Here is a 14,525-nt window from a genome sequence, read left to right on the forward strand (position 1 = left end):
TAGTCACTCTAATTTTGATGCATCCGTTTAATAAACCAGTTTAATAAAAATAATGTTATACCATTCACAAAAATTAGAGTGGCAAGGAAAACGAGTGAAAGTACTACGACTTGTAGGCTAAGCGAGTTTGACATAGCTAATCTTACTTTTTGGGTTTGGTATTAAGTCTAATCAGAATGCTAAAGGAAAAGATTTATGAGCCAGTTAAAAGCTGTAATTACCCGCTTAAGCCCAAGCTGTCGACAGTGTTTGCAGCAGGCAGCTAGGCTTTGTATCAATAACGGGCATCGCGAAGTTGATACGGTTCATCTGCTACATGAACTGATTGCCACGCCGCACAATGATGTGGCTCAAATTTTAAAAGTGAATAAAATTAATCAGCAATCATTAATAACAGACATAACCGATTTGCTTAATACCTTTGGTCAAGCAACAGGCTCGACCCCTGTTTTTAGTCAGGATTTGATGGCGTTGTTAGAGGATGCATGGGAGCTGGCAAGCAGCCAACATGGTCAGAGTATTGATAATAATAACGCCTTAGAGATCCGCTCTGGTCATATATTGCTCGTGCTATTGGCATATGAGCGTTATCAGTCGCTACTCAAAACCCTTCCTGAACAGCTACAGTATATTGATCGCTTCACGCTCAAAGATGATTATGAGCGTCAATGTCTCGGTAGTACTGAGGGCAGTGGATCAAGCAGTAATAAAGGCGTCAATAAGGGTGCTGATGATGGTGCGAATAGTGCAGACGATGATACTAACAATCAAGAATCTTTAGACACTAAGCAAACTGAAGCTAAGCCAACCCCTGCGTTGGATAAATATACTTATGATTTGACTGCTAAAGCCAGTGCAGAGCAAATAGATCCAGTGATAGGGCGTGAATTTGAGATTCATCAACTGATCGATATTTTGATTCGTCGTCGCCAAAATAACCCTATTTTGACTGGAGAGGCAGGGGTAGGTAAAACAGCAGTGGTTGAGGGACTGGCGCAAAAGATAGTTGCAGGTCAAGTGCCGGATCAGCTCAAAGACGTGACGATACGCAGTCTCGATATGGGGCTATTGCAAGCAGGAGCGAGTGTCAAAGGGGAGTTTGAAAACCGTCTCAAGCAAGTCATCGAAGAAGTACAAGCCTCGCTACAGCCGATTGTTCTGTTTATCGATGAAGCGCATACTTTGATTGGTGCTGGCGGGCAGGCAGGTCAAAATGACGCGGCTAATTTACTCAAGCCTGCGCTAGCACGTGGTGAGCTTAGAACCATTGCCGCGACGACTTGGTCTGAGTACAAAAAATACTTTGAAAAAGACGCTGCACTCTCTCGTCGCTTTCAGGTGGTTAAAGTCGATGAGCCTGATATCGAGACAGCAGTAGCCATGATTCGTGGGTTGAGTGCCAAGATGCAAGATCATTTTGGCATATTAATAGACGACGATGCGCTACAAGCGGCGGTTGAGCTATCTGCACGTTATATCAGCGATAGGCAGCTGCCTGATAAAGCGGTCAGTGTGTTAGACACGGCGGCTGCACGGGTGAGCTTATCCAAGACTGCCATACCCAATCAGCTCGACAGATTAAAAGCCAAAGGTGTGCAATTAGAACAGCATATTAATAATCTCAGTCAACAACTTGAGCGTATCGGCGGTGTGGATGAAAAAGAGAAAGTCAGCCAAAAAATAGCGGTACTCGATGAGCAGCGTCAGTCGAATCAACAAAGCATTGCTGATATGACCAGTCGCTGGCACGAACAGCGCGAGCTTAATAACCGGCTTGATGCGCTTAATAAACAACTGAATGGCAAGGCAGGTGGCGCTGATAGCCTTAGTGCAAAAGCGCGCTTAGACAAACAAGCTGAGTATCAAAGTATTGAGCAATCGTTAAAACAAGTACAAGAAACGCAGCGCCTTATTCATCCTGTATTAGATCGTCAGGTTATTAAGCAGATTATCTCAGATTGGACAGGGATTCCACTCAACGATATGGCGGGGAATGAAAAAGATCATATCTTAAGTTTGGCTGATACCTTGCAAGCGCGTGTCATTGGCCAAGATCATTCTGTGGCCGCTATCGTCAAGCGCATTCATACCGCCAAAGCCCGCCTAGATGATCCTAACCGTCCACAAGGTGTCTTTATGTTAGTAGGGCCAAGTGGTGTGGGTAAGACGGAAACGGCGTTGGCGCTATCCGAGATATTATATGGTGGTGAGCGTAACCTTATTACGATTAACCTATCAGAGTATCAAGAAGCCCATAGCGTTGCTTCATTAAAAGGCTCGCCGCCAGGTTATGTTGGCTATGGTGAAGGCGGAGTATTGACGGAAGCGGTCCGCCGTCGCCCTTATAGTGTATTGCTACTCGATGAAGTCGAAAAAGCCCATCCAGACGTATTGGATTTATTTTATCAGGTCTTTGATAAAGGGGTCATGGAAGACAGCGAGGGGCGTTTAATTGATTTTAAAAACACCCTTATTTTATTGACCAGTAATATTGGCTCATCGCAGATTATGCAGGCGTGTATCAATACTGATCCGAGTGTTACGGACTTTAGCCTGCCAGACAGTGATAGCTTAAAACAGGCCATTAATCCGCATCTGTACAAAGCCTTTAAACCCGCGTTTTTGGGTCGTCTAACAGTGATACCTTATTATCCGTTAACGGATAACGCGCTGGCAGAAATTATTCGTCTTAAGTTGGATAAAATTACTGGCCGTATTCGTGACAATTATGATGTGCCTTGTGTTATTGATGATGAGGTGATCGAGCTTATTTTATCGCGTTGTCACGAGGTCGATTCTGGTGCACGTAATGCCGATGCGATTATCAGTCATACCTTGCTACCGCAGCTGGCGGGTCAACTGCTGGCTCATGATGACAGTCAGAGTGTGTTAAAGAAGATTACAGTATTCGTCGATGCGGATGATAATTTTGCCTACCGTCTGGATACTGATGCCGTTGTGGCGCTCAATCAAATGGCGCAACACAGCGAAGATGAAACTGAAAATCAAGTTGAGGATCAAGTTAAGGAAACGCCAAGCAAACCCCTTTCAGCCAAAAAGCCTGCCGTAAAAAAGCCATCAGTGAAAAAAACCATCAGTAAAAAATCTGTTAAGAAGGATTTATTATAATGAATATGGGCAATTCCTTACTGACCGATATTGACACCCTTATCGCGCCTATCGATGGCAGCCATCATGGGGTGGGAGAAGATCTCATCTTTGATCCACGTATCGATGCCATTGTGGCCGCTCGTCAAGAAGACGATCCGTTACTGGCACAAGGCAATTGGGTTACTGAACTAAAAGTGGCCGATTGGGACTTTGTCAAAAACCAATGTGCCGATTTGCTCAGCCATACCAGTAAAGATATGAAGCTGGCACTGTGGTACGTCGATGCACTGAGTCATACCAATCATCTAGCAGGCATCAGTCATGGATTGAGCGTACTGCAAGCATTTAATGACGAATATTGGCTCACCATGTATCCACCATTAGATGGTGAAGAAGACAGCATGGATATCAGGGCAGGGCTACTGTCATGGTTCGTCAAGGCGCTCACTGATGATATCAAACAGCTATCGCTCGCTGATAGTAAAGCAGGAAATTACAATTATAACTACTATCTAACCGCGCGCGATCATGATAAGCAGCGTCAGCAAAACCCCGATAGCGAAACGTCCAATCAATTAACACTAAGTGATTATAACCACGCTATAAAAACCAGTAATGAGGCATGGCAACAAGCACTGATGAGCAATCTTAATAAAGTTACTGAGCAGTGGCAAACACTGACCGACCAGCTCAATAATCTGATGGGTATGGATGCACCAGTATTCGCACCAGTCACGGACTTACTGGTTGCTCTGACCCAACATTTGCGTCCATTGATACCAGAGTATTCTGATGATAATAGTAATTCTGCTCAAGATAGCGTAGCCGATATTATGGACAGCATGGGTGATAGTGACAGTGTGATGTCGGATAGTAGTGGACAATCAGCTAGCGCAAAAAATATTAGCTCAACCAGTTTTAATCCTAGCAACCGTGATCATCAAAGCAATCGTCAGCAAGCGCTTAAGTTGCTGGGTCAAATTCAAGACTACTTTGCGACCAATGAGCCCCACAGTCCGGTGACGTTTTTACTCGGTCGGGCGATTGATTGGGCGGATATGCCGCTCGACCAATGGCTGACTCATATCATCAAAAACGAAGACCAGCTGGCGACACTGTCTGACATGATTGGCATTCAACCCAAGCGTGATTCATCTGACGATGGCTATTAATTGAATCAACGACAAATGAATACTTGGTTAACGGGCAATTTATACACTATTTGTGATTTTGTAATATTAAACTTTCCACCTTTGGACTGATAGAGAAGGGCTTGTCATGGTATGGACTCAAACAAAGCGGCATGTGCAACTGAGTAGTGCCCATCCTGATATTGCCACCAGCCTCATTCAACAGGCTGACTTGGTTGAGAGCTTGCTCGGCATGCCATTGCCCGACAGTGTTTGGAGTAAGCCCGCTCTTATGCCAGCGCCTAATGCTTATCCAAGTCCGTATCATCAAGACCAACGTCAGCAGTCCTATCAGCAGCGCCAGCTTGCCCTCTATTGTGGTTATCGTATTAGCATCACCTTACTGCATCCACAAGCAGGACTGGATACCAAAGACTGGATAGGCCAAAGCCTGGCGATACAATGGAATACTGGCGATACAATGCTATCCAGCCAAATTCGCCACGGCATCATCACCGAAGTCATCGCCCTTGGTAGCAACAGCGGCATGGCCGCTTACCGCATCATCTGCGAACCTGCTCTTAGCCAACTACGCCTAAACAGTCATAACCGCCGTCACCACCATCTCAGTCTCAGTGAGCTCATCACTCAAATCATAAGCTCGTACGATATGAACGTTGAGATTGACGAGCGCTTAAGTAGCGCCAGCGATTACCATATACAGCATAGCGTCCAATACAACCAAACCGATCTGGCTTATCTAACCCAATACCTTGCTCTCTATGGCGTCACAGGCTATTACCGTCATGAGAGCGACAAGCACACTCTAGTCTTGTTACCTAGTGATGGCGAAATACTGCGCCCTGATACCAATGATATCCAAAGCATCCTCAGTCAAAACCCTGCCAACCTTGCTGATAGACAAGACCGCATTACTGCCATTCGTCCGCGTATTGCGCAGCATACTCAGCAAAGCGACCTACATCGTTATGACAGTCGCTTGATGAGTACCTATACCGGCAGTAGCAGTAGCGAGCAACCGATCGATTCATCAAACAGCACGCATCAGCGCTTTTTACATAGTCATAGCCGTTTTGATGATGACAGTCTCGATAAGCTTGCCACCCGCTACCAGCAGAACGCGCAGCAGTGTGCCAATCTAGGCAGCTTAACCGGCAATATCCGTCACCTACAACTACCCAGCGTGCATCATATTGACGGCAACCCTTATTTAACCGATCCCATCAGTCTGGTGTCTATTCATCAGCACATTAATAACCATATTCCGGCAGATTGGCTGGGGGCAGCATCCTTTGACCCCATTACCTTACAGCCAAATACCAACTATGATAATGATGACGACAACGATGACAACGTCCATCATATCAGCGCTTGCTATCTACCGTTTCCGCACCATTACCATATTCCTTATGGGGAACAGCTTGCTACACTTGGACAACCGCATCCGAGTCTGACGGGTCTCATGAGTGCCAGTATTATTGACACCGATAGCAGTGCTATTACTCATGACCGTAATCATCGCGCTCATATCCATTATCATTGGCAGAATGAACAAGGGGGCGAACAAAATAGCGACAGCAGTAGTGATGACGCCCACTGGGTACCCATTGCCAGTCACTTAGTCGCCGACCACATGGGACAAACCCATCCCCTGCGTCATGGGCAACACGTCCTGATCGACTTCATCGATGGTGACATCATCCATCCCATCATTATTGGCAGCACCCACAACGGCCAAGGCAACGATAACGCCCAGCATAATAGCATCGCCAGTGACTCAGATAGCCTTGATGCCACCAGTCCTGCTTGGTTCATCAATCAAAGCCATGCCCATCCCATCGACGGCATCAAGACTCAAAGCATCGACTCAAGCCGTACAGGCGACGCCAGCAAAGACAGCCTTATTAATGGCTATAACCAGCTCATGTTTGACGCTCATCCTGACAGTCCGCAAATCAATCTTTACAGCAGCAGCTACCAGTCTAGCTTAACTATCGGTCACCTATACCAGCACAGCGACCACACTCGTGGTCAAGCAAGAGGACAAGGCATCAGCATAGAGACTGAAGCTGCCGCCAATATTCAAGGCAGCACAGGTATTCATATCAGTAGCAGTCAAACTGCCAGCCAAGAATCAAACGCTCATATGAGTCACAGCAGCCATGGCAAACTGCAAACCGCGGATCAGCACCAGCAGGCCTACAAGCAGCTGACTGAGGCTCATCAACCAGTCGGGATAGAGAGTACAAACAATAAGAAAAGCAACAAAGCAGGCAGTAATCAAAGCGGCAGTAACGAAGACAGCCAAACCCCATACGCCCAGTTTAGCAAAGATACCAATGACTCAGTCCTAAGTGAATCAGGTCAATGGCAACAGGCTAACCTGCTTATCGACTCCCAGCGCCATCTAGCGATGCTCAGCGGACAACACAGTCAGCATACCAGTACCCAAAGCACCCATAGCCACGCCACAGATAACACCCATCATCATAGCCAAACCCAGATGAATCAGCTAGTAGCGGGCGATATCCATTACTACAGTAATAAAGCCCAAACCCATACCGCTGCTCATGGCGATGTGACCATACAAGCACATCAGAACGAGATGCGTTTAGATAGCGAGCAAGTACTGAGACTCCATAGCCGAGATAGTATTGAGATTATCGCGCCTGATACGCTGACCCTAAAAGCGGCGGGCAGTGGCATTGAGCTATCGGGTGGCAATGTGACGTTTATCACACCGAAGCAAGTGGGGTATAAGGCGAGTAAGGTGGATTGGGGCAGTGGGGGTGGTGAGGCTTTAAACTTAGTGATGAAGCAGATGCAGTTTGAAGCTTGTGAGAAGTTGTCAGAGCAGGCTGAGGACAATCACGCTGCTAGTACCGACTTATAATAAAAATGACTCTCACCCAAATCTCACACACAGATATAAAAGCATGACAGCATAATGAATATCCAACCAGAAAAATCATTGAGCGTAAGCCTACAGACGCAAACGCTTGACGCTAGGGTGCTCAGTACCTTTGATGTCATGATTGTTCATCATAGCCAGACAGAGCTGATCGGCGAGATAAACTCTGCCTTCCCTGACGCTATATACTCATTACAACAAGAATTGCTTAGCTACCATATGATCGATAGTCCAGTCATGGTCACGCTAAGCTCAGACATCAGTAATATCCTAGAGATGCATTTGCAGCAGTGTGAGCTGCTATCTCGTCATCACGGCATACTCTCATTACTGGATTATACTGCCCCTAATATAAGGGCATATAAAACAAGAATCAGTGCAAAAGAGTATCTACCAGACGAGCCTAAATGGCAGCAGCCAATAGTTAATACAACTGATATAGAAGCCTCCAAACCAGATGCTAAGCAAATCGCTCGTTTACTAGGATTGAATCAAATCATCCAGAAAGGCAGTCAAAAAAAGCATTTTCGCTACTTAGATGCGCAAGTGCTGATTCACCTCTTACCGTTAAAACAGCATCACTATATCGCCAACCGCTATGGCTATCCCAAGCGGCTGTGGTTGGCATTAGGTAGTGACTGGCACAGTATGGATAATGTTCATCATTGTATCGCTGACGCTAAAAATTATATTCAACATCAGTCAAGCTACTGTCCAATTACCCAAAGCCAGCTAGACGATATCAGTATATTTAATCGCTTTTTTGCCAAAAAAGGGATTGAAGGTAGTGATTTGATAGTGAATCACTATGAGACATTACTGAGTTGGTTGGATAAAGCAAATAATCAATTAGTAGCAGCGACTCATCTGACCAATCCTGTAGATCGTATGACAATGATGAATAGATGGTTATATGAGTGTTATGAGCAATCAGATTTAGTGACATCAGATAATTAAAAGATAAGGGATAAGGTCATGGCAGAGAGATGTGAGCAGTGTTTAACGGAAGGTTTTATGTTTGTACCAACTCGTACAGGCTATATTTTTAATGATAAGTCTCTCGAAACAGCAGATAGACTTTTGAGGGAAGGCTACCTTTACATTCTTGACGATAAAGGGAATTGGTATGGCTATGTTATAACTGAAAAGCGGTATTTTAAACAATTTGATGTTGAAAATATAGAGAGTACTCCAGAGCTGCCTGCTAATGATTACATTTGCAACAAAGGTGCTAACTGTAAAACTTTGTCAAGCTTTATTCGTATACCTGATCCAAATAAAGAAATTGCTACTTTATGGTTTGCATACAGTCCAGTCAAGTGGACAAAAAAGCTATTAAATCAACGCAAAAATGATAGGAATTCGAGTATTGAAGCTCTTCGAGAGGGTTACGGTATGATCTCATTTGATTTAGCTAGATATCGTAAAGAAGGAGGAATGTATGGCGGAGCTATTAGAGGTATAGGTTGGAATATAGTGGATAAAGCAAAACCAAACCCTGTTGCTCCCGATAGAGTTTTTTTACCGATTGAGTATCATGGTAGACTATTTACTAATCCACTGACTAAGAATAACTATCAACCTGATAGAACATCTGAATTTAAAACGTTTGTTGGTGAAATATGGAGTACTTATAATGATGATTCTTACGAAATGTTTGCTATCTCTATAATAGATCCCATAGGAAAATTAATTGATTTAAATGAGTTTATGATACAAGCTCAACTAGCTTCTCGGCCTACTGTAGATGAAGTATATCGTCATACAGTAGCGACGCTTATTAATACCTTGAAAGATAATATAGATGAGAAAGCGAAAACCGATGCGCAGCAACATATAGATAGAATCAATGAACATACCGAACTGATGCGACCTATGCCAAGGTGGGAAGGAGATGGCCCAAGCGACGCAGAGCAGCGAGCAGAAGAGCAAAGACGTCAAGAGGGTGCTTCAAGGTACTTGCAGCGTCAACGACAATTAGCATGGTCAAGCTATAGTAATCTGATTCGTGAAAGCGAGATGGATAGTTGGCTTGCAAACTTTGAAGCAATATCTAAACAACGTCAAAATGAGCTTAACACCTTGTTAAAGACATTAGCTACCGCTTATAAAGAAGTGTTCGAAGACGAAAATCTAAAAACGACGATGTCTCACTGCTTCGACAAGGAAGATGAGATAAGTTGCATTTATTATACCCTTACCGTTCAGCAATTTTTAGGATCAACGGCTACCGTCCCTATGTTGACTGATTTATATGATGAATACTTATCCAAAAAAGCAGCAAGCGATGAAGATAATTATTTAGCACGTGCTTTAGCATTTAATCAAGATCAAGTCCTCAATCACATTGAAGGGCTTCCAGCCATCACGGCAGGATTTACCACAAGTGAGATTGCAACCAATTCATGGTCGGGACTATTATATACAGGTTCGGCTGCTATATTTGGTAGATATGATGCTATTGCTGATCAAGTAGGAATCACTATTGGGTTAGCCGAACAGCTTGCCGTACCGTTTATGAAGAACTATCGAACAGGTCAAACTTTATCTGGACTCATGCTTTCCCAGAAAGAGTACCTATTTGGTTATCATCATGAAAAAGCCCTGATTATAGTCAAAGGACAAGGAAGCTATGCTGATGCAAGAAAAGCGCTAATGAACGGTATTATGCACATCGCAGGAGATGGAAGTTTACCTACTAAAATACGTGAAAGTGTCGATCAAGCACTCAAGACTTCAGGGGAGTCTGCCAGACTCAATAAAACCATTAGTCAAAACTTCATCTACTATATAGATAAAAATCAACTCAGAGCAGGAATGAATGTCTATCAGAATAGTAGTAAAGTCTATTCTGACAAAAACACGTTGAGACAGGTAATTGATCAGTCAGTTAATATGACCTCTGGACTATATGACCAAAGTTATAAGGATTACAAACGTTTTGCAGATATTACCAATCGAAGAGTAGATCTAGCGGTCAGAACTCACTACTTCGGTGCAATGCTACAAACTGTGGCATGCGTCTTTTTAGTCAGTGCATTTTTTCAAGCAAAAACTCAAGAGGATAGACTAGTAGAAGGCAGTAAGGCAGCCGCAGGATTGATGGTGTTGTTAGGCGGTAGTTTAGAAATGCGCGGTAATGCCAGCAAGCTATTGGCAAGTGAGCTTGAATTAGCAAAAGGTGCTGGTCAATCTGTAAATGCTAAAAAATTGTCTGATGCTACTCGTCAAGCTAGTCGATTATCAAATGGTGCAAGGCTATTAGGTATCGGCGGGGCGGCAATATTTGCAGGATTTGATATAAAGTCGGGTCGTGATGCCAAAGAAAATGATAATGAAACTATGATGTGGGCTTACTATGGTTCAGCAGCCACTGGTGCTGGCTCAACGTTGCTTCTGACTTTAAGTTTAGGAGCAACTGCAACAGGTGTTGGTGTCGTTTTACTTATTGGTTTTATCGGTATTAACCTATTCATTGGCTATTGGAAAAAGTCAGGAATGGAAAATTGGCTCAATCTTAGTGTTTGGGGGATCGAGAATGCTGACTGGTCACTTGAGCACACGTTAGAACAGTTTGATCGTGCTGTAGTTGGTGATGATATTGATCTTGAGGATAATTAAGTGATAGATATTAATGGCAGGAACCCTTTTGCAAAACTATCCTATAAAGAAGTTAATAAAAAGCTAGATGAGAACTTTAGCATGGGTTTAGGCGGAAGGGTTCAAGAGATTCGTGATTTTAAATGGTTAGATAAAACGCATTATTATGACGTACCACTTTATCCTCAGCGTACCGTCGTACAGTTTAACTCCACCTATATGGAGTTAACAGGACGTCAAGATAGAATACGCGGGGATGTCACGTTTGGCAGTTTGTTTTTTTTAGGATTGATATCTGGTGTTATTTACTTGGGTTTTGTTATATTGTATGACGAGTTTTTAACAGGTTCTTTTTTATTGGGGATGCTAGCTAGTAGTATAACGTTAGCCTTTATCGTTGCCTTTATTTATTTACTCGCTTTACTCTCAACAGAGTTATTTACCTACACTTATCTACCTATTCGTTTTAATCGTAAGACACGTAAGGTTTATGTTCGCCAAGCCAATCGACAAGTACAGGTTTTTGATTGGGATGACCTGAAATTCTATATGGGCACTACCTACAAAGACGGTGGTGATGTGCGTGGTATCACACTTGCTGATGATGGTGTGACGATTACTGGTATGTTTAGCTTGCCCTTTGTCAGTGATTTAACAGCTAAAGAAATACTAGGTGGAACACAACTGAAACAACATTTTGAACTTGTGCGCCGCTATATGGAAGGCGATGATGAGCAACTTATAGAAGTCAAGAATGCTATTCGCTATATTCATCCCGTGCATAAAAAAAGAGAAACACCATTAGTATCCTTTCAGCGAGCTACACTAGCCGCTCTTGATTCAGATGAAAATATGGAATATCCAAAGCAGGCATTAAGACTGCATTGGACACATTTAGCAGTCATCATACAACTATGGCTACGCTATCTAGGACGCCTACTCTCTATCAACACCAGTATTACCCCCAAATTTAGTCCTGAGATTGAAGCTGAGAGTCAGATCGACCCGAATGATCCGCACGATCTAAACAAATATCTGCCCGAAGGCAATATAGAAGACGCCAATCAGCCTATTTGGAAAAAGCTGACATATAGTATTTTGCTTATTTTATTTGGTATCGTCATGTTATTCGTTTTTGCATTTTTTATTGATATGATAGGGGCAATTAAAGGCTACGACACAGGGCTAGCCTATAAGCTACTGCATTTGTTTCATTTAGTGTGATTAAATTTTTTACTATGCATATGATTGCTTAGAAAAACAAGAAGGCTGTGAATGCAATTACGCGACGACTTCGCCAAACATATCAGTGAGCTTAACAATCCTATTGACCGTCCCTATACCACCAGTATAGACAAAAGCTTATTAGAGAGTACTGAAGATATTGAACATCTTAATAAAGAAATTCACGACGTCAATCCTGATTACTTAACATTCCTACCTGCGTACTTTTGGGTGTTTTATTTTGCTATTGGTTGGGTTTACTTTTCTTCTTTTATGTTTTCTGTCGTTTTTACCTTACTGTTCATACTAAATATCGATTTTGTACTATCTGGCTTTACAATGTCTTTTATAGTATTGGGCATTCTTATGTTTATAGTATTCTGTACACCTCTAATCCTACTTCTCTATCAACTCATTAGAAAGTACTTCATTCGCACCCAGTATTACTTTTTAAAAAAAGAGCAAAAGATAGCCTACTACTATCGTCCACTGATGAAGTTTAGAAAGCCTTACGAGCTTAAAGTAGTCGACTATAAAGACGTACGCCCAGACTTGCATCTGGACAAATATAATCAAGCGTACACACCACTCAATCTCTACGTCGCTGATCCTGAGACAGGGGACATTACCCATCATTTAAAGCTTGAGGATTATAGAGTCAACCCACGAGTGCAATGGGCATTTATTCGTACCTATATGGAACGTCCAGCGGATGAGCTGCCAATAGACAGCGAACTCTGCCAAGCATACCCTGCGGATACCAGTAAATCACTTTTTGCTTGCGCTGATATTATCTATCGCAAAAACGGCATACTGCCTAGTGATCATTCTGGCGGTGGTCAGATCATGGTCTTTATAATAGGCTCAATAATAGCTTTAGGTAATCTATTTCAGGCTAATCATTACCAATGCACCAAGCGAGCCATCTTACATCCTGACGTGCAAAAGCTTTTGACATGGAACGGTCAAAACAACCCGTATCCGATACAGCCCATAACTGATGAAGCCAAATTAGCCTTTGACGGTAAAAATTGGGAGGTTAATGTCAGATGGGTATGTATCATACTCATCAACGTTGGCTTATTTGTATGGGCAGTGGTGGCTTATAATAGCTAGCAAAAATTGCTAACTACATATTGTATAACTATGATCTTACCTGTTCCCCCTATACCTCCTGTCGGTAAAATACTCAGTCGCCCTTATGAGGGCAGCATTCCTAATTTTAAAGAAAAAAATGCAAGTATAGAGCGGCTGAGTAAGCTTGCTCATGAGGTGAATCCTGATTATTTATTATTTCATCCCATTATTAACTCTATTCAAAATGTATGGTTTTTAGCATCATATAGTTCATTATGGTTGTTTGGGCAATTTATGTTTATTATTTACGCTATGTTTAATGCGGTAATAAGAGAAGGGATCTTAATTCATTATTTTTATGCAGTTATATGTCTGATTGCTATTTTTATTTCTTTTTTTACTGCCCCTTTCTTAACCCTAAAGCAACTAAAAACAAAGCAATCTCGCTACCATAAAATACTGCTATTAAAAAACACTCAACAAATCGCTTATTATGAGCACAAGCGTAAACAAGACCCTATTTTTCATTTAATTAATTATAAAGACATCACAGCCTCCATAAGGCGTAATGAAGGTTTAGTGTATGAAGTACTGAATCTACATGTCATAAATAACACGACAGGAGAGCCAAGTATATCTATTAATTTTGAAGATATGCAACTCAGCCCTTACGACCAATGGACGTTTATCCGTACCTATATGGAGCGTCCCGCAGACGAGCTACCGCTTGATCCACGATATGCCCACGCGTGTCCAACAGATATCAGCACATCGCTACTCGCCTGTGCCGATATTGCTCAAGAGAAAAAAGACAAGGGTCTGACTGGACTACAACATGAAGTGACCTTTATGGGTTGGTTGCGTGCTTGTACAGTTAGCTTTTTAGACCTAGCAGAGGGCAATATTTATCAATCAAGCGCTAATCCTGCACTACATCCGGAAGTGCAGCGGCGGCTTATGTGGGACGGTGAGCACAATCCGTATAACATCCTACCTGTCACAGAAGAGCGCAAGGCCGCCTTTAACAATCAAAACCGAAAAATGAAAATAAAATGGTACTCAGGCATTGCAATTAATGTCATATGGTTTGTCGGGTCGATATTGTATGTGATGCTGGTGATTGCCTAGATGAAAACTGATTAGCCAACGTCGATTAGACAGTACGAGACCAATACACGACAAACCCTTAAATAAATATTCTTAATAATTAAAAATCAATAGCGAGCCATTCTAATATGGATGTACTACCTACCCAAGATACAGCCAGTATTACCTTATTACCCAGGCCCTATAGTAACGTAGTGGATATAGAAAAAGACCATCCCAATATGCTGTACGTGGCAAAAGATGTGCGAGGCATCACCCCTTATGCACTAACCTTTAATGATGTGGGCAGTAGCATGCTGAATGAGGGTGGGCTGATAATGATTATTGGCCCTTTAGTCTTGTTT

9 protein-coding genes are annotated in these 14,525 nt (G+C 42.7%); all 9 read left to right on the plus strand.

The window, feature by feature from the left end; genetic code table 11:
- The first annotated feature begins 195 nt into the window (after positions 1–195).
- Entirely contained in the window at positions 196–3,129 is a 2,934-nt protein-coding gene (gene tssH, locus AAEY80_RS04810) for a type VI secretion system ATPase TssH (RefSeq protein ID WP_350587949.1), read from the plus strand.
- A complete protein-coding gene (tssA, locus tag AAEY80_RS04815) occupies positions 3,129–4,283 on the plus strand; it encodes a type VI secretion system protein TssA (RefSeq protein WP_025651828.1) in 1,155 nt (384 codons plus the stop codon). The genes tssH and tssA overlap by 1 nt, the downstream gene beginning before the upstream one ends.
- Positions 4,284–4,389: 106 nt before the next feature.
- Positions 4,390–7,155, plus strand: coding sequence for a contractile injection system protein, VgrG/Pvc8 family (locus AAEY80_RS04820; RefSeq protein WP_350587950.1), 2,766 nt, complete (start codon positions 4,390–4,392; stop codon positions 7,153–7,155).
- A 54-nt stretch (positions 7,156–7,209) separates the two neighbouring features.
- Entirely contained in the window at positions 7,210–8,130 is a 921-nt protein-coding gene (locus AAEY80_RS04825) for a hypothetical protein (protein WP_025651046.1), read from the plus strand.
- Between the two features lie 57 nt (positions 8,131–8,187).
- Positions 8,188–10,794, plus strand: a complete 2,607-nt coding sequence (locus tag AAEY80_RS04830; protein WP_156915613.1) for a T6SS effector BTH_I2691 family protein — start codon at positions 8,188–8,190, stop codon at positions 10,792–10,794.
- Positions 10,795–11,997, plus strand: coding sequence for a DUF6708 domain-containing protein (locus AAEY80_RS04835; RefSeq protein WP_025651039.1), 1,203 nt, complete (start codon positions 10,795–10,797; stop codon positions 11,995–11,997).
- Between the two features lie 51 nt (positions 11,998–12,048).
- Positions 12,049–13,113: a DUF6708 domain-containing protein gene (locus AAEY80_RS04840; protein ID WP_025651038.1), complete on the plus strand. Its 1,065-nt coding sequence runs from the start codon at positions 12,049–12,051 to the stop codon at positions 13,111–13,113.
- A 30-nt stretch (positions 13,114–13,143) separates the two neighbouring features.
- Positions 13,144–14,202 (plus strand): hypothetical protein, encoded by a 1,059-nt coding sequence (locus AAEY80_RS04845; protein WP_025668433.1) that lies wholly within the window; start codon positions 13,144–13,146, stop codon positions 14,200–14,202.
- 107 nt (positions 14,203–14,309) lie between these two features.
- Positions 14,310–14,525: hypothetical protein (locus tag AAEY80_RS04850; protein ID WP_350587951.1), on the plus strand; the 216-nt coding region annotated here is incomplete at its 3' end.

Origin of the sequence: Psychrobacter sp. 78a-MNA-CIBAN-0178, assembly GCF_040309625.1 — a bacterium.
GTDB classification, from domain to species: Bacteria; Pseudomonadota; Gammaproteobacteria; order Pseudomonadales; family Moraxellaceae; genus Psychrobacter; species Psychrobacter okhotskensis.

What these genes read in the sequence shown, in the direction of transcription:
- tssH (WP_350587949.1), top strand. Translation starts at nt 196, where the DNA reads ATGAGCCAGTTAAAAGCTGTAATTACCCGCTTAAGCCCAAGCTGTCGA.
- tssA (WP_025651828.1), top strand. Translation starts at nt 3,129, where the DNA reads ATGAATATGGGCAATTCCTTACTGACCGATATTGACACCCTTATCGCG.
- AAEY80_RS04820 (WP_350587950.1), top strand. Translation starts at nt 4,390, where the DNA reads ATGGTATGGACTCAAACAAAGCGGCATGTGCAACTGAGTAGTGCCCAT.
- AAEY80_RS04825 (WP_025651046.1), top strand. Translation starts at nt 7,210, where the DNA reads ATGAATATCCAACCAGAAAAATCATTGAGCGTAAGCCTACAGACGCAA.
- AAEY80_RS04830 (WP_156915613.1), top strand. Translation starts at nt 8,188, where the DNA reads ATGTTTGTACCAACTCGTACAGGCTATATTTTTAATGATAAGTCTCTC.
- AAEY80_RS04840 (WP_025651038.1), top strand. Translation starts at nt 12,049, where the DNA reads ATGCAATTACGCGACGACTTCGCCAAACATATCAGTGAGCTTAACAAT.
- AAEY80_RS04845 (WP_025668433.1), top strand. Translation starts at nt 13,144, where the DNA reads ATGATCTTACCTGTTCCCCCTATACCTCCTGTCGGTAAAATACTCAGT.